Source organism: Saccharothrix sp. ST-888, assembly GCF_000955975.1.
In the GTDB taxonomy this organism is placed as follows: Bacteria; Actinomycetota; Actinomycetes; order Streptomycetales; family Streptomycetaceae; genus Kitasatospora.
This window is the reverse complement of record NZ_JYJF01000007.1, coordinates 17,445-40,633: the sequence shown is the minus strand read 5'-3', so window position 1 is coordinate 40,633 and position 23,189 is coordinate 17,445. Positions and strand designations below refer to the sequence as shown.

The window sequence follows — 23,189 nt, the reverse complement described above, 5'->3', positions numbered from 1 at the left end:
GGATCAGGGACGATGGAGGCGAACCTGCCCAGCCGACCCGAACGGACGGTGCACGCCATGGCCTCAGTGCCGCTGCCCGACGACTTCAGCGATCCGGCCTGGTTCGGCCCAGGCGCCGCGTCCGGACCGGCCGGTGCCCACGGCCCCGGCGGGTCGTCGGGGGCCGCCGGCACCGGCCCGGGGCCGGCCGCGAGTGCGATCCGCTGCCCGGCCTGCCGCCGTGAGCACATGTACGAGCCGCCGAGCCTGCCCTGCCCGTGCGGGGCGCAGCTGCGGGTGCCGCTGCTGCGCGGCGGTGTGCCGGTGCAGGTGCGGTTCCGCTCCTGGGAGGACTCCTGGCTGAGCATGCGCTGCCCGCACTGCGGGCGCAGCGACCAGTGGCCGCAGCCCGAGTTCACCTGCAACTGCGGGGCCACCGTCCGGCTGCCGGTGGACCGTTCGCCCCGGCTGCAGAGCGCCGCCCCGCCCGGGCCCGCCGCACTGCCCGGCCACACCGCCCCGGTCTCGCCGCGCCCCCGCCCGTACGGGGCGCGGCCGCACGGCGGTCCGGTCCCCACCGTGCCGCCGCAGGGGTACGGTTCCGGGCTCCCGGGCCAGGACGGCGATCCCCTGGGGTACCGGCGGCCGCCGTTCAGGCCGCAGCCGGTGCGCGGGCCGGAGGATGCGGTGATCACCGCCGCCCGTTACCTCCAATGGCTGGGTTTCGAAGACCTGGAGTTGACGGAGGAGCAGGAGAGTTCGGCCGTCACCATGCTGGGCAGCCGGATGGTGGCCCAGGTTGACGCGGGGATCGAGCCGGCCGACGTCAAGACCGTCGAGTGCCTCTGGCTGCAGACCCTGCACGCCGAGGAGATCGCCGCCGCGATGTTCACCGTGGGCGGCTACTCGCACCAGGCGACGGTGCGCGGCGAGCAGCTGCTGGTGGCCCTGTTCCAGCTGGACGAGGCCGGACTTCCGCAGCCCGCCAACGGCGCGGCGGAGGCGCTGGCCGAGACCGGCTGGACGTCCTGACCGGGCCCCGACTCCGTCCACCCGGGCACCGGGGACACTCCGGCGCACCGTCAACCCCGTGCTGACCCACCGTCAACTCAGGTCCCGTCGCACCGTGAGATCGATCACGGATTTCCGAAATCTCCGACGCTCGTGATCTGGTGCACAAGCTCACCCCCGTGTTGAATTGCGGCCGCAGAGTCCCGTTTTCTGGACACGCACACAAGGAGGTGGCGTTGTCGGAGCACGGTACGGACCTGGGGGGAAGCGCCGATACGGTATGGCGGTTACGCTCGCGCGGATGCTGGCAGGAGGCCGCCGAGCTGCTCGGACCGACCGCCGCGCGCGATCCGGACGTCGCTCTGCGCCGGGCCGAACTCCTCATCGAACAGAGCCTGTTCACCGGCGGCCACTGGCAGGAGGCCGAGCACGCATTACGGCTCGCCGAGGCCGGGGCGGCCGCGCCCGACCAGCGGGCGGGCGCGGCCTGTGCGCGCGGCTTCCTGGCGTACGTCGCCAGCGTGCTCGGCCCGCGCGACCGGCTGGACGAGGCCCAGGCCGCCCTCGGACGGACCTCCGCCCTCCTTCCACCGGGCGCTCCCGGGCGGCCGCTGCTGGACTTCCGGCGCGGCCTGGTCGCGGAGAACCTGCTGCACGACCGGACGGCCGCCTGGATCGCCTACCGGCGGGCGCACGACGGTGCGACGGAGCGCGGCGACGAGCTGCTGCGCTCGTACACCTGGGGGCATCTGGCGGCGCTGGCGCTGGCGGCCGGCGACCGGGAACGGGCCCGGGAGGGGTTCCGGGCCTCGCTGCGGCTGCGGGAGGACCTGGGGTTCACGGTCGGGGTGGCGCCCGCGCTGGCGGCACTGGCCGAGGTGTCGGAGCCGGTCGAGGCGGCCCGGCTGCGGGCGGAGGCCGCCCGGCTGGTGCAGGCGCTGGGCGGGGTGCCGGTCTGGCTCGCGCGCCGGTTGAGCGCCGTCCCCGCACCCGCCACTCCTCCGAACGGCCCCGTCGCGCGGGAAGCCTAGCGAGCTTTCAGCTAAGGTGAGCCTAACCTGCCCGAGGAGAGCAGTGCCTCGGGCAGGTTCAGTCCTGCCGTCGCGGAGTCCCCGGGCTCCGGTCCACCCGATGGGGCCCACCCATGACCGTGAGCAGCACCGTGGCCGCCGCACAGCCCGCCCCTGGCGCGCTGCCCGCTCCAGGCCCGCAGGCCGCCACGGGCACACCGGCCGCCCCCGGCCCGCCGGGGGCGTCGCCGCTGTTCGGCAGCTACGCCCGGCTCGGCCGGGTCTTCCCCGGGCTGCGCGTCCACGCCGGGGCGCCGCGCACCGGCCGGGGCTGGGCCAGGACCGCCGACTTCGTCCAGCACCCCGCCGCCCTGCGGAAGTTGATCGCCTACGACGCCGCGCTCGGACTGGCCGAGTACGGCGAGCCGCTGCGCCCGGAAGTCGCCGCCGGATTCTGCCTGCACCGCTACAACTGGCCGGTCGCCCTGCTGTTCACGCTGCCGTGGCTGCTGGAGCGCCGGGTGCCCCGGATTCCGGTGGAACGGGTGTCGATCCGCCGCAGCTCCGGCGAACTCACCGTCCAGCCGGACGGGTTCGCCTGCCTGCCGGGCGACCCGGCGGCCGCGCTGCCCGGTGCCCGGGTGGTGCCGGACGAACGGGCGCTGCGGGCCGAGCTGCTGGCCGCACTGGCCGACCAACTCGCCCCGGTGCTGGCCGCGTTCCGCCCCGAGCTGCGGCGTGGACCGCGCACGCTCTGGGCGATGGCCACCGACGACGTGATCGAGGGCCTCTGGTACCTCGGCGCCCTGCTGGGCGAAGAGGCGCGAGCGGTGGCCGAGTTGGCCGAGCTGCTGCCGGACGGCTCGCAGCACCCGCCGTTCGTCGGCGGCAGCGGCTTCCGGGCGCTGGAGCAGCCGGGCGCCCCGGCCGGCTGGACGCGCAGCCGGGCGAGCTGCTGCCTGTTCTACACCGTCCGCCCGGCGGACACCTGCTTCAGCTGCCCCCGCACGTGCACGAATCAGAACTGATGTCTTAATTGACGGTCTATCATCCGTCATATCGTCGGGCGGAATTTCGCTCCGAATTCGCTCTCCCCGGTGCATTGCCAGCAAATCAGCCAAAACCCGCGCACAGTTCCGCCATGATGTCCCTCACCGTCAACGCGGAGGAAAGCGAGGCTGGTTCCGGCCATGAAATTGTCCGACATACCACTGGGCTGGGCCGTCACGGGCCTGGTCGCACTGGTGGTGACCGCCGTGCTGGTGGCCTTCGTCCGCACCAAAGCCACCGCCTCGGTCGGCGGCCCCGATTCCTGGGAGCGCACCGAGGAACGCCGCCGCCGCAAGGAATCCCTGTACGGGGCGGCCTCGTACACCCTGCTGTTCTGCTGCGCCGCCGTCGCGGCCGCACTCTCCTTCCACGGCCTGGTCGGCTTCGGGGTGCAGAACCTCGGTCTCTCCGACGGCTGGGAGTACCTGGTCCCGTTCGGTCTCGACGGCGCGGCGATGTTCTGCTCGGTCCTCGCCGTCCGGGAGGCCAGCCACGGTGACGCCGCGCTCGGCTCGCGACTGCTGGTCTGGCTCTTCGCCGGGGCCTCGGCCTGGTTCAACTGGGTTCACGCGCCCAGGGGTTGGGGGCACGCGGGGGCACCGCAGTTCTTCGCGGGGATGTCCCTCTCGGCCGCCGTCCTGTTCGACCGCGCACTCAAGCAGACCCGGGTGGCCGCACTGCGGGAGCAGGGCCTGGTGCCGCGACCGCTGCCGCAGATCCGGATCGTCCGCTGGCTGCGGGCGCCCCGGGAGACCTACGCCGCCTGGTCGTTGATGCTCCTGGAGGGCGTCCGCACACTGGACGAGGCGGTCGAGGAGGTCCGGGACGACAAGCGCGAGGCCGCGCTGAACCGGGAGCGGCAGCGGCTCGCCAACCGCCGCGAGCGGGCCGAGATCAAGGCACTGGGCCGCCAGCACAGCAGCGCCTGGCGCTCGCGCAACGCCCGCCAGCTGGCACCGCAACTCACACCCCGGCTGGAGCCCGGCGGATCGGAGCCCGCCATAGCCGGAGCCGACCCGGCTCCCGCCTCCCCGGCCGGCCCGTTCACCGAGGGCGCGCTCGGCCAGCCCGGCCTGCCGGCCCGCCAGGACCGCCGCAGCATCGACCTCACCCCGGACGAGGACACCATGACCCTGCCGCGCCTGGACTCCCTGGAGCAGAAGCTCAAGGACCTGGAGCAGCAGTTCGGCTGACCGTCCCGAAACCCGCTGAACGCTCAACTCTCCGTCGGGTCAACGCCGTTCGAGTCGGCGGAGAGTTCGAACCACATCCGCTTGCCGGTACCCCTGGGCTCCACACCCCAGCCGTCGGCGAGCGCCTCGACCAGCATCAGCCCGCGCCCGGAGGAGGCCTGCTCCCCCGGGGTGCGGCGGGTCGGCCAGAGGTCCGACTCGTCCTCGACCTCCACCCGCAGCCTGGCCCGCCCGGCCGGCTCGCCCTGGCCGGCGGATTCGCGGTAGAGCCGGGCGGTGAACATCGCATCCCGGTCGGTGTGCCGGATCGCGTTGGTGACCAGCTCGGAGGCGAGCAGCTCGGCGGTGTCCACCAACTCGGCGACGCCCCAGCGGCGCAGTGCGTCCCGCAGTTCGCCGCGCAGCTCGGAGATCCTGGCCAGGTCGGCCTGCCCGATCCGGCGGCGCAGCTGCTGGGCGGCGAGGCCGCCGGCCGGGCCGTCCCAGCGGAGCAGCAGCAGCGCTATGTCGTCCTCGCGCTCGGTGGAGTCCGCCGCCTGGGAGGCGATCCGGTCGGCCAGGACGTCCAACGGGTCGTACGGCGACTCGCCCCGGGCGGGGAGGTCGCCGGACACGGTGGCGCAGAGCCGGGCGAAACCGGTGTCCAGGTCCATGCCCCGGGCCTCGACCAGGCCGTCGGTGCAGAGCACCACGGCCTCGCCCGGGTCCAGGCTGAACCGGGTGACCCGGTACTCCTCGTCCGGGTCGACCCCCAGCGGCAGCCCGCCCGCCACGGGCACGGGGGTGGCGCTGCCGTCCGCGCGGCGGACCACCGGGTCCAGGTGGCCGGCCCGGACCGCGTAGACCACGCCGTAGTCCACGTTGACCTCGGCGTAGGTACAGGTGGCGAAGTGGTCGGTGTCGAGGTCGGCCAGGAAGCGGGAGGCCCGGGCCATCACGGCGGCCGGCGGGTGGCCCTCGGCCGCGTACGCGCGCAGGGCGATCCGCAGCTGGCCCATGATTCCGGCGGCGTGCACGTCGTGGCCCTGGACGTCGCCGATCACCAGGCCGACGTGGCCGCCGGGCAGCGGGACGACGTCGTACCAGTCGCCGCCGATCTGCAGCCCGGACCCGGCCGCCAGGTAGCGGACGGCGGTGGTGACGCCGGAGATGGACGGCACGGTGCGCGGCAGCATGACGCGCTGGAGTCCGGCGGCGAGTTCGTGCTCGGCGTCGTGCAGCCGGGCGCGGGCCAGGGACTGGGCGACCAGGCCGCCGAGGGTGGAGAGCAGGGTGCGCTCGTCCGTGTCCAGTTCCCGGTCGTCATCGAAGGCCACCGCGCAGACGCCGATCGCTCTGCCGCTGGCGACCAGCGGCAGGAAGGCCCAGGCACTGCGCGGGTTGCTCGGGGAGATCCTGGTCCAGGCCTCCGGGTAGCGGTCGAGGTACTCGTCCCGGCTGGCGATGAAGACCGGCGCGCGGTTGCGGATCGCCTCGGCCGCCGGGTGGGCCGGGCCCAGCAGCGAGCGGTCGTACGGTCGGATGGCCTCGGGGGTGTAGCCGCTGGCGCCGAGGATCTGGAGGCGGCCGGCCTCCAGGGAGGCGAGCAGCAGGCCGTCCGGGGGCAGTCCGGGCAGCGGCAGCTCGGTGAAGACTCTCGCCACGTCGCGGACCGTGACCGCCTCGGAGAGGGCGCGGGCGGCTTCCTTGATGAAGCGTGAGCGCTCCTCGCGCAGCGCGGCCAGCTCGCCGGCCCGCTCGCGCTTGTGCAGCTCGACGGTGGCGTCCCAGACGAAGCCGACCATCCGGGACGGGCGGCCGAAGGCGTCCGCGAGCACCCGGCCCCGGAACCGCGCGGCGTGCAGCTCGCCGCCGGGGAAGACCGTGCGGTAGTACGCGCCGCACTGGCCGAGCTCGGCGACGGCGCGCTCGACCCGGCGGCGGACGACCGGCGCGTCCTCGGGGTGGAGCATGGCCAGGAAGGCGGCGGAGCTCCGGTCGAGGCGCTTGGCGTCGAGGCCGAGGATGACGCAGGCCCGGTGGTCGCCCTCCAGCACGTCGCGGCGGATGTCCCAGTCGAACGAGCCGATGCCGTTCGCGGCCATCGCCGGTTCGAGCCAGTCCGGGGTGGAGTCGCCGCTGCGGGTGGGCAGCCCCCGGGACGCCGCGGGCACGGTCCGGTCGGCCGGCGGTCCCGGGGCGGTGCGCAGCGCGCTGCTCGGCTCGGCACTCCGGGAGGCCTGGGCCGGTGGGGTGCGGCGCGCGGGCCCTTGCGGCTCGGGCTCAGTCGCCATGCTTCTCCTGCCGCTGCCGTGGCATGCCGTCCGGGCGGACTGCGATGGCCGTGGGGTGGTGGAACGGTGTCACGGGTGGTGGCGGTCAGTCGAGGATCGGATCTCCCCGCTGCCTTCCCGGACACACATTCTCACTATCCTGTCGAATGTTCGGCAAGGCGGCAATGCCCGAACCCGGCGGGTCGCCTGTGCACCTTTTCACAGACGTCGGCGCTGCGGTACACCATCGGTCGTGCGGTCGTCGTACGGCGGCTCGTCGTACGGCGGCTCAGGGAGTGGCGAGCTCGAACCAGGTGACCTTGCCGTCCCCCCGGAGCTGCACCCCCCAGTCGTCGGCGAGCGCCTCCACCAACAGCAGACCCCGGCCCGAGGTGGCGAACTCGACCGGGGTGCGGCGGCCCGGCAACCGGGCGGTACCGTCCTGGACCTCGATGCGCAGGCGCTGCTCGGAGGTTTCGGAGGTGAGAACGGCGTCGAAGACTGCTCCTCTGCCGGTGTGCACCAGCGCGTTGGTGACCAGTTCGGAGGTGAGCAACTCGGCGGTGTCGGCGAGCTCGGGCACCCCCCAGCGGTTCAGTGCGGCGCGCAGGCGGTGCCGCACCGCACCGACCGCGACCAGATCGGCCGGGTCCACCGCGGCGTGCAGTCTGCGGTGCAGGGCGCAGCCGGGCTCGTGCACCGGCTGCGGGTTGTCGCCGTTTCTTCCGACGGGTGTGACCGTGTCACTGTTCGAAGTCGTCCGCTGGCGCGGAAACCTCGCCTGACCATCCATCACCGTACGCCCCCACGTCTGTCCGGACGGCCGGCCACCGCGTCCCCCGTCGGTCGGTCCGTCCCACGTTCTGCCGACCATCCTCATGCCCAGTCGCCGCGGTTCGCAACAGTGCGTAGGCGGTCACCTGGTGTGAAGCGGAGCCCGAGGGCTCCTGAGTGATCCTTTTCGGGGCCCGTGAGAGGTTTGCGCGGGCTCCACACCGTTTCTGACTGCCTTTCACCTCATGTCGAGGGCCGCCCCGGCCGGCCTTGGGTGAGCACCGTACCGGGGGCTGCGTCACCGCCGCGGCGACGCAACCGTCACCACCGTTGCCGCTCGATGCACTCGAACACCACCGCGCCCCTCGGGTCCGGACGTCACCGGCCCGGCGTCGAGAAGGTCACGGCGCCGCTGTCGAGCGAGTAGTACGCCTCGACGACGTCGAGCTTCCCGGCCCTGACCAGCGGACACAGCAGCCGGTCCGACCGCAGCTGCGCCACGGTCCGACGGGTCTGGGCCCGGACGGTCTCCTCGACCAGCCGGTCGGCCGGGACGCCGAGGCGCCGGGCCTCCTCGTAGGGGGCGCGCAGGTCGCGGGCGATGTCCGCGAGGTGGCCGGGCAGCCGCTCGCCCTCGCGGAAGGACTTCACGGCGGCGGTGACCGCCCCGCAGCGCTGGTGGCCGAGCACGACCAGCAGCCTGGCGCCCAGTTCGGCGGGGCCGTACTCCAGGCTGCCGGCGACCAGGCCGTCGCTGGTGTGCGCGGCGGTCCTGACCACCATCAGGTCACCGAGCCCCTGGTCGAAGACCAGCTCCGGCGGGACCCGGGAGTCGATGCAGGAGAAGACCACCGCGAACGGCTCCTGGTGGGTCGACAGGTCGGAGCGGCGGGTGGGGGTCGCGCGCGGGTGGGTGACGCGGTCGTTGACCCAGTTGTCGTTGCCCGCCCGGAGCCGCTCCAGCGCCTGCGCCGGGGTGTCGGCCGGGCCGGCCGCGGTGCCGGCCGCCCCGCTCCCCGGGCCCGGCGGGGCCGCGTTCGCCGCCGGGATCCCGGCACTCGCCGCCAGGGCCGCCATGGCCAGAGTCCCCGCCCGGAGCACACTCCGCCGGTCCGTCATCGCCGCTCTCCCGCCTACCGCACGTACTACGCCGACTGGGTGACGGGAGGTCACTTTACCGGGACCAGGGAGATGCTTTATTCACTTCTGCAGCAGGGCAGTTGCACGTTGGAGAAAGCCACGGAACAGGTCGCGCTCGGACTCGTCGAAGGCTGTCCAAAGCGCCGACTCGATTCCGACCGCCCGCGCGTCGGCTTCTGCTACCAGCGCCCGCCCGGCCTCGCTGAGCCTGGTCACCAGCACCTTCCCGTGCAGCTCGGAGGGTTCGCGCTCGATCAGTCCCTTGGCCTCCAGATTCGCCAGCACGCCCGCCATGGTCTGCGGGGTGACGGCCGCCCCGCGCGCCAGTTGGGCACCCGACATCCCGGACCGCTCGGTCAGCTGCAGCAGCACCGCGTACTGCGGCACCGTCAGGTCGAGTTCGCGCAGCGCGTCGGTCTTGGCCGCCATCATGGCCTGCTCTGCCTGCTTGATCGCGAGGCCGAGGCGCAGCTGGGCGCCCTGCGGTCCCGCGAGCAGCTCGGCGGGGTCGGTGGTCATGGGGCGCAGCCTCTCCTTCGCTCGCGCCGGTGCCTGCCTTCTCGGCTTCGACCGGCCTGGTCGGGGCCCTGACCGGGCCCCGACCAGTATGGCCGTACGGTCCGCGGCGCCCGGCGGGAGCCGGTCAGCGCACCCGCAGGACGTACTTGCCGCTCGCCGTGCGGTTCTCCAGCCTGCGGTGCGCCTCGGCGACGCCGTCCCAGCCGATCTCCTCGACGTCCAGCGGCAGGGTGCCGTCGGCGACCAGCCGCAGGCCCTCCTCCAGCTGCGCGCGGAGCAGGTCGGGGCGGCGGGCCAGCACGCCGCCGAGGTTGTAGCCGGCCAGCGTGAAGCTGTCGTACCAGACCTGGTTGGCGTCCAGCGTGATGTCCCGGTCGGCGGCGTTGCCGATCACCACGTGCCGCCCGAGCACCGCGAGCAGTCCCCTGACCTGCTCGCGCGGCTCGCCGCCGACCGAGTCGACGATCACGTCGAAACCCTGGCCGTCGGTCAACTCGGAGGTGCGGTCGGCGAGTTCGCCGTACACCAGGACCTGGTCGTAGCCGGCGTCGGCGGCGCGGGCGGCCCGCTGCACGGTACTCGCGGCGCCGACCACCAGGGCGGCGCCGTAGGCGCGGGCGAGCCGTCCGAGCAGCAGTCCCAGGCCGCCGGAGGCGCCGAGGACCAGGACGCGGTCGCCCGTGCCGATCCGGGCCGCGCCGCGCAGGGTGCCGACGGCGGTGGCGGCGTTGCAGGCCGCACCGGCCGCCAGCAGCGGGTCGAGCCCGGCGAGTTCACCCTCCAGCGGGACGGTGGTGGTGACGCCCGCGATGACGCGCTCGGCGTTGCCGCCGAAGCCCGTCGGCAGTGCGACCACGGGCTGGCCGACCCGCAGGCCGGTGACGCCCGGACCGAGACCGGCGACCGTACCGGCGACTTCGAGGCCGGGCACGGCGGGCAGCGGCAGCGGGAACTGGCCGCGCCGGAACATCACGTCGGCGAAGTGGATCCCGGCATGACTGACGTCGATGGCGACCTCGCCCTCCCCCGGCTGCGGGACGGGCACCTCGGCCACCTCAAGAACCTCGGGACCACCGGTGCGGGTGTAACGGACAGCGCGCACGGCTGCGCTCCTCACGACTCGAACAGACTCGGGCCCCGCACCGTCGTGGCTCACCACGGCAGTGCAAGGTGACTTCTTTATATCAGGCTCCTGATATAACTACGTAGCCGAATACTCGATTGCGACACCCGGCGCGCCGATCGGTTCGCCAACGGCAACGCTGGACATGACGGCCCGGCCCGGGTTCAATGGCCGGAGAGTTGTTTGAACGCCGTTCTAACTCCGAGCGGCCGCCCGGCATCGGGCACCCCGACACCGACCACCCCGACACCGGCTCCCACCGGCACCCGCGAGCGAGGAACCGTGCGACTGACCCCCACCGAACGGGACCGGCTGCTGATCTTCACAGCGGCCGAACTGGCCCGTGCCCGGCGCGCCAGGGGCGTCCGCCTCAACGTCCCCGAGGCCACCGCCCTGATCGCCGACACCGTCTGCGAGGCGGCCCGCGACGGTCGCCGCCTCGCCGAGGCCATCGAGGCCGGACGCAGCGTGCTGACCGCCGACGACGTACTGCCCGGCGTCCCGGACGTGGTCACCGTCATCCAGGTCGAGGCCGTCTTCGACGACGGCACCCGGCTCGCCGTGATCAACGACCCCTTCAAGGGCGCGGGCTCACTCGGCGACGAGGCCCCGGGCACCGCACTGATCGGCGACGGCACGGGCTACGACCCGATCGAGGAGACGGTCGTGCTGTCCGTCCACAACACCTCGGCGGTACCGATCTCGGTCACCTCGCACTTCCACTTCTTCGAGGCCAACCCCCGGCTCGCCTTCGACCGCGAGGCCGCCTACGGCACCCACCTCGCCGTCCCGGCCGGCTCCTCGGTCCGCTTCGACCCGGGCGCCACCGTGGAGGTCGGCCTGGTCCCGATCGGCGGCGAGCGCGTCGCGATCGGCTTCGCCGGCCTGGTGGACGGTCCGCTGGACGCCCCCGGAGCCCGCGACGCCGCCCTGGCGAAGGCCCGCGCCACCGGCTACCTCACCAGCTTCGACGATGCGGAGGCCGAGTCGTGAGCCTCCGCACCGCCCGAGTTTCCACCCGCTTCGACAGCCCGGAGACGGCCGCATGAGCGCGATCACTCCCCATGACTACATCTCGGTGCACGGCCCCCGCGCGGGTGACCGGATCCGGCTCGGCGACAGCGGCCTGATCGTCCGGGTCGAGTCCGACTCCCAGGCCCCCGGCGAGGAGTTCCTGGCCGGCTTCGGCAAGACCGCCCGCGACGGACTCCACCTCAAAGCCGCCGCCGTCCGCGACACCTGCGACGTCGTCATCAGCAACGTCCTGGTCATCGACGCCATCCAGGGCATCCGCAAAACCTCCATCGGCATCCGCGACGGCCGCATCGTCTCCATCGGCCGCGCCGGCAACCCCGACACCCTGGACGGCATCGACGTCGTCGTCGGCACCGGCACCACCATCGTCTCCGGCGAAGGCATGATCGCCACCGCCGGCGCCATCGACACCCACGTCCACCTCCTGTCCCCCCGCATCATGGAAGCCTCCCTCGCCTCCGGCGTCACCACCATCATCGGCCAGGAATTCGGCCCCGTCTGGGGCGTCGGCGTCAACTCCCCCTGGGCCCTGCGCCACGCCTTCAACGCCTTCGACGCCTGGCCCGTCAACATCGGCTTCCTCGGCCGCGGCTCCTCCTCCGACCCCGCCCCCCTCATCGAAGCACTCGCCGAAGGCGGCGCCTCCGGCTTCAAGGTCCACGAAGACATGGGCGCCCACACCCGCGCCCTGGACACCGCCCTGCGCGTCGCCGAGGAATACGACGTCCAGGTCGCCCTCCACACCGACGGCCTCAACGAGTGCCTCTCCGTCGAGGACACCCTCGCCGTCCTCGAAGGCCGCACCATCCACGCCTTCCACATCGAAGGCTGCGGCGGCGGACACGTCCCCAACGTCCTCAAAATGGCCGGCGTCCCCAACGTCATCGGCTCCTCCACCAACCCCACCCTCCCCTTCGGCCGCGACGCCCTCGGCGAACACTTCGGCATGATCGTCTCCGCCCACGACCTCAAGACCGACCTCCCCGGCGACGCCGCCATGGCCCGCGACCGCATCCGCGCCGGCACCATGGGCGCCGAAGACGTCCTCCACGACCTCGGCATCATCGGCATCACCTCCTCCGACGCCCAGGGCATGGGCCGCGCCGGCGAAACCGTCCGCCGCACCTTCGCCATGGCCGGAAAAATGAAAACCGAACTCGGCCCCCTCGACGGCACCGGCTCCTACGGCACCACCGACCACGGCGACGACAACGAACGCGTCCTGCGCTACATCGCCAAACTCACCATCAACCCCGCCATCGCCCACGGCCTCGCCCACGAAGTCGGCTCCATCGAAACCGGCAAACTCGCCGACATCGTCCTCTGGCGCCCCGACCACTTCGGCGCCAAACCCCAACTCGTCCTCAAAGCCGGCTTCCCCGCCTACGGCGTCACCGGCGACCCCAACGCCTCCACCGACCGCTGCGAACCCCTCATCCTCGGACCCCAGTTCGGCGCCCACGGCACCACCGCCGCCGACATCTCCGTCGCCTTCGTCGCCCAAGCCGCCGCCGAAGCCTCCTACCTCGACAACGCAGCCGACCAACTCCCCACCCGCAGACGACGCGTCGGCGTCCGCAACACCCGCGGCATCGGCCCCCGCAACATGATCCGCAACGCCCGCACCGGCCACGTCGACGTCCAAGCCGACACCGGCCTCGTCTCCCTCGACGGCTCCCCCCTCCGCTCCGCCCCCGCCGACACCGTCTCCCTCAGCCGCCTCTACTTCCTCTGAAACCCCCCACCTTCCTCTGAAAACCCCCACCCTGCAGCGAACTTAGGACCTCTCCCTCATGACGACTCCCGCTTCCCTCGGTTTCCGGATGCCCGCCGAATGGCACCCGCACGAGCGCACCTGGATGGCGTTCCCGACCGACAACCAGACCTTCGACAACCCGGAGCACCTGCACGCCGCTCGCGAGGCCTGGGCCAGGGTCGCCAACACCATCGTCAGGTACGAGCCGGTCACGATGATCGTCAACGTCGGCGAGACCGAAGCCGCCCGCCGCTACGTCTCCGCCGAGGTCGAGCTGGTCGAGCGCCCGCTGGACGACGCCTGGATGCGCGACATCGGCCCCACCTTCCTGATCGACGGCAAGGGCGAAATCGCCGCCACCGACTGGGTGTTCAACGGCTGGGGCGCGCAGTCCTGGGCCCGCTGGGACAACGACCAGCACATCGCCGAGAAGATCACCGAGCTGACCGGCGTCCGGCGCTTCGTCTCCAAGCTGATCAACGAGGGCGGCGGCATCCACGTCGACGGTGAGGGCACCGTCCTGGTCACCGAGACCGTCCAGCTCGGCGAGGGCCGCAACTTCGACTGGACCAAGGAGGCCGTCGAGGCGGAGCTGCACGCCCAGCTCGGCACCACCAAGGCCGTCTGGGTCCCGCGCGGACTCACCCGCGACTACGACGAGTTCGGCACCCGCGGCCACATCGACATCGTCGCCTCCTTCGTCCGCCCCGGCACCGTCGTGGCCCACGTCCAGCCCGACCCGGCCCACCCCGACCACGAGGTGTGCAAGCAGATCGTCGCCGTCCTGCGCACCTCCACCGACGCCGCCGGCCGCCAGCTGGAGGTCATCGAACTCCCCGCCCCCACCGTCCTGACCGACGAGGACGGCGAGCCGGTCGACTACTCCTACATCAACCACTACGTCGCCAACGGCGCCGTCATCCTCTGCGCCTTCGACGACCCCCGCGACCAGGAAGCCGCCTCTATCCTCGGCGACGCCTACCCCGACCGCAAGGTCGAACTCGTCGACGCCCGCGAGATCTTCGCCAACGGCGGCGGCATCCACTGCATCACCCAGCAGCAGCCGAAGGCGTGACTTAGTTCGAGGTCAGGGCACTGTCTCAGCTGCATCACTGCGGCCGTGCGCTGTACGGAGCGCGCGGCCGGGCGGTCAGGGGGCGGTCAGTAGCTGATGAACAGCTGGCCGACATCGAAGGCGAAGTGAGCGGCCATCAGCGGAACGATCCGGCCGTACCTGCGGTACAGGTGGACCGAGGTGATGCCGAGGATGGCCACCGGGATGCCGGCGAAGCCCAGGTAGAGGTGAGCGGCCACGCGCAGGCTGACACTGACGGTGTAGATCGCCCAGACGGGCAAGACGTCGCGCCCCAGGATGGCCACCGCTGCCGTCATCAGCAGTTCCTCGATGACCGCGGCGTGCCCGATGACGGTGACAGCACTGAGGTAGTCGTGCACGCCGGCAGTCTCAGCCTGCGAGTGCGCGGGAGAGGGCAGCCAGGCTGGGAGGTGGGCGCCGAGGTACCCCATCAGATTGGTGGCGACGAGGGCCGCCGCGAAGAGCGCAGCGCCCACGAACAGCGAGTCCAGCCAAGGATTTTCAGAACACGCTGTACGGCGAGAACCACCCGGTGGCTCACCAATGTACGGGTGGAGGGGTTTGTCGGTGGCGCCGCATCCTGTGCATCGCGGTTTCGCGTCTGGGGCCGCATCAGGGCTGGCCGGATTTCGCGTCTCGGTCACGGTCTGATCCTGGACCTCTTCCGGGGACGTCCACGACCGTGTTTCGAGGACGTTTGGGACGTCTCACTGGTACACCTTGACTCGTCCCGGGTGCACCTGAGAGGTGAACTATGAACCAGGCCCTGCGAAATGCCATGGTGGCTGCCACGATGACTGAGGCTCAGCTCGCCGAAGCCTGCGGCGTGGATCCGAAAACGGTGGGGCGGTGGCTGGCAAACTCCGGGCGCATCCCGCATGGCCGGCACCGATGGGCCGCCAGCCAGGCACTTAACGTGGAGGAGGCGGTTTTGTGGCCGACAGCTGTCCGGTTAACCGTCAAGACCGGTGCCGACCGTGAGATCGTTCAAATCTACCCGTACAGGTCTGCGGCGCCCGCGGCACTGTGGCGGCAGCTGATCGGCAAGGCCGAGCAGGAGCTGATGTTCGCTGGCTACACCAACTAATTCCTGTGGCTGGAGCAGGCGAACCTCGGCAGTCTCCTGCGGCGCAAGGCGGCTTCGGGCTGCCGGATCCGGTTCCTCGTCGGTGATCCAGACAGTCCCGTGACCCGCGCCCGGGAGATCGAGGAGGACGTGCCGCTCACTCTGGGCACCCGGATTGCCGTCACGATCGGAGAGCTGCAGCGGCTGCGCGACGTACCCGGCATCGAGGGCCGGTACGAGACCGGGCACGTCAACAGCGGGTCCGGTAGGAGCGGGCATGGACAGGCCACTCGAAGGCCGTTCTGTACGAAGCGAGTTGTGGCTGCCACCGATCGGCGCGCGGAGAGTCGTGAGCCCGGCCGTCGGCACCGCACGGGCCGCTCGCGTCAACCGCCGGACGCCTCGGCTCATCCTTGAGTGGGACGGTTTCCCATGGACTCCGACAGCGGTCACCGGCGACCGCGCGGCAGCGGACCGCCTTCTGCGCTCGCGCACCGCCGATCCGTGGCAATTCATCACACCGGCCGTGGACGGCAGCGCCGCCCGGACTCAACCCACCGGCTCCCCGCCGGAGGCGATGTCGCGCTTCTGGTGGATCAGCCCAGGTGGATCGCGGTCGGTGGGCCGGACGGCGGCGGGCAGCCGACCCGGATACCGGGTGGCCGAAGCCTTATGGTGGGAGGCCGGTCGGAGCGGGTCAGGAGGAGGACGAGCAGATGGCGGAGCCACGGGCGCGCCGGGCTGCGCGACCGCGCGAGGAGGTGTTCGCCGCCGCTCGGGCCGCGATCGCGGAGCACGGGGTCGCGAAGCTGACCATGGCCGGACTCGGCAAGCAGCTCCAGATGAGCGCCGGACATCTCCTCTACTACTTCGGCAGCAAGGACCAGTTGCTGTTGGAGACCCTGCGCTGGAGCGAGGAGCAGCTGGGCGTACGCCGCCGCGCCGCGCTCGGCCGCGACGGCGGGGACGTCTGGGCGCGGCTCGCGGCGTACACGGAGCTGTACCTGCCCGAGGGGCCGGGGGATCCGCGGTGGATCCTGTGGCTGGAGGTGTGGGGCCGTTCACCGTCGAGCGCGGAGATCCGGCAGGGCCAGCTGGAGATCGAGGCGCCCTGGCAGGCCGACCTGGTCGCGCTGCTCGAGGAGGGCGCGGCGGACGGGTCGTTCGACACCGAGGGGACGGACGGCGCGCACGACCGGGCCGTCCAGATCCGCGCACTGCTCGACGGTTTCGCCGTGCCGATCGCGATCGGACTTCCGGGGGCAGGCCGGGACGAGGCCGCCGCGCAGGTGGCGTCCGTCGCGGCGGCACTGCTTGGGCGGCACTGCTGAGGCGCGAGCGCTGAAGCCGGCCGCCCGGCCACCGGACGGGCCCGCAGGGCAGCTACTCCGTCCAGAGGGCGGCCGCCGTACGGTCGTCGGCGTAGCCCTTGGCCCGGACCTGGACCTGACGGAGGAAGTCGACCGACCCCGGCGGGTGCGGGTGGGCCCAGTGGCTCGACAGGAAGTGCGCGACGGCCGGTTCCTCGGCGATCGGCTCGGCCAGGCCCGGCGAGCAGAGCAGCAGGATGTCCCCCGGAGTGGCCGGGACGAGCCGGAACCGGAACGGGCGCGGCGGCGCCACCGAGGGCGGCGGTACGGGCGGTCGGCCGTCGGGGTGGTGCAGCAGCCTGGCCCCGTACGCGTCGATCCAGTGGCCGGAACGCAGCAGGTACAGGGCACCCGGTCCGGTGCCGAAGGCGGCTCGGTGGGTGGCCTCCGGGTCCAGCGAGAGCAGCAGGCAGTGCAACGAACCGGCGCCGGACCCGGCAGCCGGATCGGTGGGTCCGGGGACCACCGCCGGAGCCGACGGCCGGTCGACCCGGAGCGGTGTGGCGGCGCGGGCGGTGAGGCGTTGCAGGCCGTAGCGGAGCCGGTCGCGGGCACCGGCCCGTAGGTCGGCGGCGAGTTCGAGACGGCTGCGGCCGATCGCGGCGGCGAGCTGGCGGCATGCCTCGGCCGCGGTCGCGGCGGCGGACGGCGGCTGGGCGCGTCCCGGCGTGGCGAGCACCGCCAGCAGCAGACCGTCCTCGCCCTCGCCGAACCGGGTGACCAGCAGCGAGTCCCGGCGCGGTTCGCCCCGGAAGCGGGCGGAGTCGCCGCGTACCGAGACGGCCCGGAGCGTCGCCGAACCGTACTGCGCGCCGTCGATGGCGGTGTCGGGGGCGAGGACGGCGAGTCCGTCCGGGTCGGCGGCGGGCAGCGCGGTGGGCTCGGGCCCGTAGGTGGGCGGACGTTCGCCGATGTGCGGGACGGGGTGCGGCTGCTGGTGCTGGTGCACCTGGCGGGGCACCGACGGACGGGGCGTGACCGCGTCACCGTCGGCGGGTGCACTGGCGGGCGTACCGCAGGATGCGGCGGCAGCTGCGCCAGCAGGCGTGTCGACGGGAGTCGCCGGGGGAACGGGCTCGGGAGCGGTGGCCGGTTCCGAGGAGGAGTGCGGCTCAGGCTGGGGCGGCAGGCCCTCCGATGCCTCCGTTACGTCACGTACTTCGGGCGCCGCCGGGGCGCCGCCGTCAGCGACGACGGTCTTGGCCGGCGAGGGAGACCCCGGCGTGGATTCCGCCGCCGCGACCACCGGCTCGGCGTCGGCCACGCGCTCGCTATCGCCCTCGGGCGCAATCTCAGGCGCGGCCTCGGTCTCGGGCGCGGACGCGGTCTCGGTCTCGGTCTCGGTCTCGGACGCAGCCTCCGCGCCGTCGGACGACTGCCGGGCGGCAAGCGGCGGTTCGGGAGTGGCCGCGTGGTCGACCAAACGCTGAGCGCCGATCATGCCGACAGCCGAGTCGAACCAGTCGTCGACGCTGACCTCGGCCGGGTGCGGGGGGCCGCTCCCGGCCAGGTCCTCGACGGTGGCCATGGAGTCGGCCGGCTCCGTCCGGTCGGCACGCTCCGCCGTCAGCCGCCCGGAACTCGGGGTGCCGACGGGCAGGTCCTGGAGCTGGGGATCGGCAACGAGCGGGTCGTCACCGCGCACGTCACCGACGGGCAGGTCGTCCACCGGCAGGTCCTCAACGGAAGGGCCAACGGTGGGCCGGGGGCCCTCCCGCCGGTCCGCTGCACGCCGGGCGCTGATCATCCCGGCCGCCGTGTCGAACCAGTCGTCGACGCTGCCCTCGTCCACGCCGGCGCCGGGGGTGTCCGGCAGGGTGCCCGCCGGGCCCGCGTACACCGCGTGCCACCAGCCGTCGTCCGGCCGGTGCTGCGGGGGTGCGCCCTGGTTGCTCATCTGGCGGCTCCTCGTTCGTGTGCTGCCGTCTGCCGAGCGGGCTGGGTGCCGGACTCGACGTCATTGTCCCCAAGGAGAACGACGCTGTCCGGGAATCGTGGACAAATGGTCACCCGGTGGGTGCAGCATTCCGGCCACCTTTGCGCCCGATCGGTCCCGACCTGGCCCGAACTGCCCCGACCGGGGAGGATTCGACACCGCCTGCGGGCCACCGAGCTGGAAAATGAAGGCGGGCAAGGGGCATCGCTTCACTCCTTCGGCTGATTAATATGTGCGCATGACCGCGCCGGGAGCCACCGCACCGCAGCCGGGGAGGGCCGGCACCGTCGGCCGCCCGGCAGGCGCGCTCTTGGTACTGCTGCTGGTCGGCCTGCTGGCCCTGCTGCCCTGCGCGGGACGCGCCCAAGCCGTGACGGCGAAGCCCGAGCCCACCCCGGTCACCACCGTGACCTTGGCAGTGCCCGTCCCGCACACCGCCGCCTCGCACACCACCGCCGCGCCGATCGCCGCCCTGCGGCTCGCCGTCCGGTACCCGGGTGCGCCGGCCGCAGCCTCCCCGGGCACCGGCGCAAGCCCCCTGGGTGCCGCCGCCCACGACACCACCGCGCACGCCCTGCACGGCCTGCCGGTGGACGGCGGCCTACCGCTGACCTGGTGCTCGGTCGACGGTGATCACCCGATGCCCGGGAGCGGCTGCTCCAGCCACCCGTTCTGCGGCCAGGAGTCCCAGCTGCCGAACGCGCCGCCCCAGCCCGCGGCCGCCGTGCCGACCCACTCGGTCGCGCCGGAGGCGCTGCCCCGCCCGGCGCCGTTCGTCGCGCTGGTCGGGCCCGACCACGCACCCGACCTGCACGTGCTTCAGGTTCACCGGTCCTAGCGGAACCCACCGTCGGCCCGCACCGCCCTGCGGACGGCCGGCGGCTCCGCCATCCCCACCACACCGCATACCGCCGTGTTCCGACACGCGGCGGGGACAAGGACACTTCCCATGGGTTCCGCATCGAAGCAGTCGAACAAGCCGGACAATCACCAGGGGGCGACGGGCAAGGCCGGGGCGACCGACCGGCGGGCCCGGATCGCCGAGCTCCGGGCCGAGGAGCAGCGCCGCGACCGCCGCAACAAGTTCATCGCGATCGGCGCGGCGAGCGTGCTGGTGGCCTCGATGATCGGTGTCGGCGCATGGGTCGCGCTGGACGCCAAGTCGAAGCAGGACGCCAAGACCGCCGCCGCCAAGGCCCCGATCGAGGGCGTGAAGACCTTCAGCAACCTGTCCCGCAACCACGTGACCACCAAGGTCAACTACCCGCAGGTCCCACCGGTCGGCGGCGACCACAACCCGGTCTGGGCCAACTGCATGGGCACGGTCTACGACAAGCCGCTCGAGAACGAGAACGCCGTCCACTCGCTGGAGCACGGCGCGGTCTGGGTCACCTACAACGCCAAGGCGTCCGCCGCCGACCTCAAGACGCTGTCGACCAAGGTGAAGGCGACCCCGTACTCGCTGATGAGCCCGTACCCGGACGAGAAGGGCACCATCACGCTCACCGCCTGGGGCACCCAGCTGGTCCTGGACAGCGCGAGCGACCCGCGCGTGGACGAGTTCTTCACCAAGTACGTGCAGGGCCCGCAGACCCAGGAGCCGGGGGCGTCGTGCAGCACCGCCCAGTGACCGGCACGGCACCAGGGGCAGGGCAGCGAACGTGACCGTGGACGACGCTCCTCACCTGGAGGAAACCGTGGAACCCACCATGGACGCCATGGACGCCGTGGAGTCGCTCGACAGCATCGAGGGGCCCGCCAAGCCGCGCAGCAGGCGACGGATGTGGTGGCCGGCCGCGCTGGCCGCCGCAGTGGCACTCGGACTGGGGATCCCGGCGCTGATGGCCGGGGGTTCGCCCGCCTCGGGGACGGTGGCCAGCGCGCCTGCCACCGACTCGCCCGAGGCCGGGTTCGCCCGCGACATGGCGACACACCATCAGCAGGCGATCGACATGTCGTTCATCGTCCGGGACCGCACCCAGGACACCGCCGTCCGAAACCTGGCCTTCGACATCATCAACACCCAGGCCAACCAGCGCGGGATGCTGATGGGCTGGCTCGACCAGTGGGGGCTGACGCAGAGCTCGGCCGCCAAGCCCATGGCGTGGATGAAGATGGACCACGCCTACACGGCGCACGACGGTTCGCTGATGCCGGGCATGGCCACCAACACCGAGCTCGACAAGCTGCGCGGGCTCAGCGGGCGGGACGCCGAGGTGTACTACCTCCAGCTGATGGCCGAGCACCACAAGGGCGGGATCGAGATGGCCCAGGGCTACCTCGACGTGAGCACCAACCCGGTGGAGAAGCGGCTCGCCCAGACCATGGTCAACGGGCAGCGCTCCGAGATCGACCTGATCACCGACATGCTCAAGGAGCGCGGGGCCAAGCTGCTCTCCTGAGCCTCGTCGGCCCGCGCCGCCTGCAGAACGACGGGGTGCGGTGGACTCCGGTCCACCGCACCCCGTTCGCATGCCGCCCTGCGGTCAGCGCCTCAACGGTTCGCCCGTGCCCGCACGGGGGCCGGTACCTGTACGGTTTCGCGCGCGGGGGCGGCCTTGGAGAGCAGCACCGCCAGCGCGGCGGCCGCGACCAGCAGCAGCAGGACCGTCGTGCCTCCGGCCGCCCGGCCCGCCAGGTGGACGCCGAGGACGGGCAGCGCGGTCCCCAGGGCGGTGCCCAGGCTGCGGACCATGTTGACCATGCCACCGCCGACCGCCGAGCTCTCGGCCGGGATCGCCCGCATCACCAGGGCGTTGTTGGCGGGCAGCAGCAGCCCGAGGCCGAAACCCGCGAGGGTGTAGCCCGCCACGAAGACCGGTTCCACGGGGAGCGCCGGGAGGATCGGGAGAGCGGGGAGGACCGGGAGCACGAAGCCGAGTCCGGCGAGCAGCGCGCCGCAGCGGCAGCGGGTGGCGTCGGACCAGCGCCGGGGCAGCAGGCCTCCGCCGAAGGTGGCGGCGAACGCGAACGCGACCGGCAGCGCTGTGATCACCAGCCCGGCGGTGGCGGCCGGGAGCCCCTCGCCCACGAGCACCACCGGGCCGAGCACGAGGGGGCAGAACAGCAACAGGTAGCCGATCAGGGCCACCAGCAGACCGGCCCGGATCCCGGGGGTGTTGACCAGTCCGGGGGCGATGATCGGACGGTCCGCGTGCTGTTCCTGCCGGGCGAGGGCAATCGCCAGTACCGCCGCGAGCAGCAGCAGCCCACCCACCGCCCAACCGGGCAGCGGCAGGCCGGAGGCCACCGAGAGGGCCAGCAGCAGTGCGGTCGAGGAGCCGGCGAGCAGGACCAGGCCGAGCAGGTCGAACCGCCCCTCCCCACCGGTCCGCCCCTCCCCACCGGTCCGCCCCTCCCCACCGACTCGTACGTCCCCGCCAACTCGTACGTCCCCGCCAACTCGTACGTCCCCGCCGACGTGCGACGCAGCGCCGACCGACCCTCCGGTGGCAGGGCGGTCAGGGCGGCCCCGGGGGTAGGTGCGCGGCAGCAGGAACCAGCCGGCCAGGATACCGAGGACGCCGATCGGGACGTTGATCCAGAACACCCAGCGCCAGGAGGCGTGGGCCACCAGCAGTCCCCCGAGGGTCGGACCGAGGGCGAGGCCGAGGGCCTGGGCCGCCGCCTGTACACCGAGCGCGGTGCGCATCGCTCGTTCAGGTACACCGCGCGCCACCAGAGCCACGCTGTTGGCCTGCATCATGGCGCCGCCCACGGCCTGCACGGCCCGGCAGACCACCAGTTCGGCCAGGCCGGTGGAGAACCCGGCACCGAGCGAGGCAAGTGCGAAGACGGCGAACCCGCCCAGGTACATTGTCTTCCGCCCGACCAGGTCGGAGAGCCGGCCGACCGGGGCCAGCAGGGCCACCAGGACCAGCAGGTACGAGAGCGCCACCCACTCCACGGCGGCGAAGTTGGCCTGGAACCCGCGCTCCAGGGCGGGGAAGACCAGAACCGTGATGCTGGCCGTGAGCTGCCCGAGGAAGGCGCCGAGGCAGACCGTTCCGACCGCCAGCCAGTGGGCGTGCCGCCAGGCCGCGATCGCCCGGGGCCGGGGGTGTTCGGCGAGCAGGCGGCTGTCGAGCAGCCGGGTGCCGTCGAGCAGTCTTGGTCGGCGGTCGGTGCTCATGTGCAGAATATATCGGACGACGAACTACTCTTGAACAGACCCTGTCCCCGATCGACCATCTCGATATGGGATGCAATCGTCTACAGAGCTGGTCACAGACCGAGCCATGCGGCCGAGAGACGATACGCTTTCCGCCATGCCGTCGCTGCCCAGCCCCTCTCCCGCCTCCCCCGACCCCACCCTCACCGGTGGTGAGTCCGTGCTGGAGAAGGCCGCAGCGATCGAGCGCGCCCAGCGGCTCACGGATGTGATCACCAGACTGCGCCGGGCGCTGCGCAGCAGCATCCGCACCGAGTACCCCTGGGAGTCGCTGCCGATGGCCCAGGTCGAGCTGCTCCAGACGCTGGCCGCCGCACCGCTGCGGGTCGGCGAGCTGGCGGCCCGCCAGCGGCTGGCTCCGAACACCGTCAGCGGCCTGGTCGGCAAGCTGCTGGAGGCCGGTTTCGTGGACCGGCAGGCCGACCCCGGCGACCGCCGCACCGCCCGGATCGCCCTGACCGAGGCGGGCCACCAGCAGCTCAGGGACTGGCAGCACGCCCACGAGCGCCGGATGGCCGACGCCCTGGAGAGCCTGTCGCGGGCGGACCGCGAGGCCGTCATGCGCGCCCTGCCCGGTCTGGAGCAGCTGGCCAAGGCACTGACCGGCCCAGGCCTGCCCGAGGACCGCACCGGCCTCTGACCCCGGCGGCTCCCGGTGGCCCCCGAACCAGCGGAGGCCACCCGAACTGGCGGTCGCCGTGGACCGGC

At 72.7% G+C, this 23,189-nt stretch carries 21 protein-coding genes and 1 pseudogene; 14 read left to right on the top strand and 8 right to left on the bottom strand.

Annotation, left to right across the window (positions count from 1 at the left end; translation table 11 throughout):
- The first annotated feature begins 57 nt into the window (after positions 1–57).
- The 4 genes from UK12_RS05260 to UK12_RS05245 all read left to right on the top strand — a co-directional run bounded on the left by UK12_RS05260 (position 58) and on the right by UK12_RS05245 (position 4,243).
- Complete coding sequence (locus UK12_RS05260; protein WP_197084585.1) at positions 58–1,011, top strand: hypothetical protein; 954 nt, start codon at positions 58–60, stop codon at positions 1,009–1,011.
- Positions 1,012–1,226: 215 nt separating this feature from the next.
- Positions 1,227–2,021, top strand: coding sequence for a hypothetical protein (locus tag UK12_RS05255; protein ID WP_197084584.1), 795 nt, complete (start codon positions 1,227–1,229; stop codon positions 2,019–2,021).
- 113 nt (positions 2,022–2,134) lie between these two features.
- Positions 2,135–3,028 (top strand): (2Fe-2S)-binding protein, encoded by an 894-nt coding sequence (locus UK12_RS05250; RefSeq protein ID WP_156178544.1) that lies wholly within the window; start codon positions 2,135–2,137, stop codon positions 3,026–3,028.
- Between the two features lie 162 nt (positions 3,029–3,190).
- Complete coding sequence (locus UK12_RS05245; RefSeq protein WP_045300053.1) at positions 3,191–4,243, top strand: DUF2637 domain-containing protein; 1,053 nt, start codon at positions 3,191–3,193, stop codon at positions 4,241–4,243.
- A gap of 23 nt (positions 4,244–4,266) precedes the next feature.
- Here the strand turns inward: UK12_RS05245 and UK12_RS05240 are convergent, their stop codons facing one another.
- From UK12_RS05240 to UK12_RS05220, 5 genes are all read right to left on the bottom strand, one after another.
- Positions 4,267–6,516, bottom strand: coding sequence for an ATP-binding SpoIIE family protein phosphatase (locus UK12_RS05240; RefSeq protein ID WP_052681573.1), 2,250 nt, complete (start codon positions 6,514–6,516; stop codon positions 4,267–4,269).
- A gap of 268 nt (positions 6,517–6,784) precedes the next feature.
- Entirely contained in the window at positions 6,785–7,195 is a 411-nt protein-coding gene (locus UK12_RS05235; RefSeq protein WP_045300047.1) for an ATP-binding protein, read from the bottom strand.
- Positions 7,196–7,647: 452 nt separating this feature from the next.
- Positions 7,648–8,388, bottom strand: coding sequence for a carbonic anhydrase (locus UK12_RS05230; RefSeq protein WP_045300045.1), 741 nt, complete (start codon positions 8,386–8,388; stop codon positions 7,648–7,650).
- 81 nt (positions 8,389–8,469) lie between these two features.
- Positions 8,470–8,928 (bottom strand): MarR family winged helix-turn-helix transcriptional regulator, encoded by a 459-nt coding sequence (locus UK12_RS05225; protein ID WP_045300043.1) that lies wholly within the window; start codon positions 8,926–8,928, stop codon positions 8,470–8,472.
- A 124-nt stretch (positions 8,929–9,052) separates the two neighbouring features.
- Positions 9,053–10,030 carry a quinone oxidoreductase family protein gene (locus UK12_RS05220; protein ID WP_052681571.1) on the bottom strand — a complete coding sequence of 326 codons (978 nt, stop codon included), beginning with the start codon at positions 10,028–10,030 and terminating at the stop codon, positions 9,053–9,055.
- 303 nt (positions 10,031–10,333) lie between these two features.
- On the opposite strand from UK12_RS05220, the gene UK12_RS05215 reads away from it, so the two are divergent.
- Genes UK12_RS05215 through UK12_RS05205 form a run of 3 tightly spaced genes read left to right on the top strand, consistent with a single transcriptional unit; the run spans position 10,334 to position 13,917 of the window.
- Positions 10,334–11,044, top strand: coding sequence for an urease subunit gamma (locus UK12_RS05215; protein WP_045300039.1), 711 nt, complete (start codon positions 10,334–10,336; stop codon positions 11,042–11,044).
- Positions 11,045–11,096: 52 nt separating this feature from the next.
- Positions 11,097–12,821 (top strand): urease subunit alpha, encoded by a 1,725-nt coding sequence (locus UK12_RS05210; protein WP_045300037.1) that lies wholly within the window; start codon positions 11,097–11,099, stop codon positions 12,819–12,821.
- Between the two features lie 58 nt (positions 12,822–12,879).
- On the top strand, positions 12,880–13,917 hold the full coding sequence (locus UK12_RS05205) for an agmatine deiminase family protein (protein ID WP_045300035.1): 1,038 nt from the start codon (positions 12,880–12,882) through the stop codon (positions 13,915–13,917).
- 86 nt (positions 13,918–14,003) lie between these two features.
- Here UK12_RS05205 and UK12_RS05200 read toward each other — a convergent pair whose 3' ends face one another.
- Positions 14,004–14,414 (bottom strand): CPBP family glutamic-type intramembrane protease, encoded by a 411-nt coding sequence (locus UK12_RS05200; RefSeq protein WP_045300033.1) that lies wholly within the window; start codon positions 14,412–14,414, stop codon positions 14,004–14,006.
- Positions 14,415–14,692: 278 nt separating this feature from the next.
- Between UK12_RS05200 and UK12_RS40915 the strand changes: the two genes are divergently transcribed.
- The 3 genes and pseudogenes from UK12_RS40915 (at position 14,693) to UK12_RS05190 (ending at position 16,335) form a co-directional block, all read left to right on the top strand.
- On the top strand, positions 14,693–15,025 hold the full coding sequence (locus tag UK12_RS40915; protein ID WP_052681569.1) for a helix-turn-helix domain-containing protein: 333 nt from the start codon (positions 14,693–14,695) through the stop codon (positions 15,023–15,025).
- Positions 15,026–15,281: 256 nt separating this feature from the next.
- Positions 15,282–15,497: pseudogene (locus tag UK12_RS44950) on the top strand (DUF6087 family protein); the annotation flags it as partial.
- A 223-nt stretch (positions 15,498–15,720) separates the two neighbouring features.
- Entirely contained in the window at positions 15,721–16,335 is a 615-nt protein-coding gene (locus UK12_RS05190) for a TetR/AcrR family transcriptional regulator (protein WP_045300031.1), read from the top strand.
- Between the two features lie 52 nt (positions 16,336–16,387).
- On the opposite strand, the gene UK12_RS36320 is transcribed toward UK12_RS05190, so the two are convergent.
- Complete coding sequence (locus UK12_RS36320) at positions 16,388–18,271, bottom strand: hypothetical protein (protein ID WP_052681567.1); 1,884 nt, start codon at positions 18,269–18,271, stop codon at positions 16,388–16,390.
- Between the two features lie 277 nt (positions 18,272–18,548).
- Between UK12_RS36320 and UK12_RS05180 the strand changes: the two genes are divergently transcribed.
- The 3 genes from UK12_RS05180 (at position 18,549) to UK12_RS05170 (ending at position 20,712) form a co-directional block, all read left to right on the top strand.
- The gene (locus tag UK12_RS05180) at positions 18,549–19,148 is read left to right on the top strand and encodes a hypothetical protein (protein ID WP_045300028.1); all 600 of its coding nucleotides are present in this window, start codon (positions 18,549–18,551) and stop codon (positions 19,146–19,148) included.
- Positions 19,149–19,259: 111 nt separating this feature from the next.
- A complete protein-coding gene (locus tag UK12_RS05175; protein WP_045300026.1) occupies positions 19,260–19,940 on the top strand; it encodes a DUF3105 domain-containing protein in 681 nt (226 codons plus the stop codon).
- A gap of 67 nt (positions 19,941–20,007) precedes the next feature.
- Positions 20,008–20,712 (top strand): DUF305 domain-containing protein, encoded by a 705-nt coding sequence (locus UK12_RS05170; RefSeq protein WP_231591049.1) that lies wholly within the window; start codon positions 20,008–20,010, stop codon positions 20,710–20,712.
- A 92-nt stretch (positions 20,713–20,804) separates the two neighbouring features.
- Here UK12_RS05170 and UK12_RS40910 read toward each other — a convergent pair whose 3' ends face one another.
- Positions 20,805–22,442: an MFS transporter gene (locus UK12_RS40910; protein ID WP_197084583.1), complete on the bottom strand. Its 1,638-nt coding sequence runs from the start codon at positions 22,440–22,442 to the stop codon at positions 20,805–20,807.
- A 136-nt stretch (positions 22,443–22,578) separates the two neighbouring features.
- On the opposite strand from UK12_RS40910, the gene UK12_RS05160 reads away from it, so the two are divergent.
- Entirely contained in the window at positions 22,579–23,121 is a 543-nt protein-coding gene (locus UK12_RS05160; RefSeq protein ID WP_082119319.1) for a MarR family winged helix-turn-helix transcriptional regulator, read from the top strand.
- Positions 23,122–23,189 lie beyond the last annotated feature (68 nt).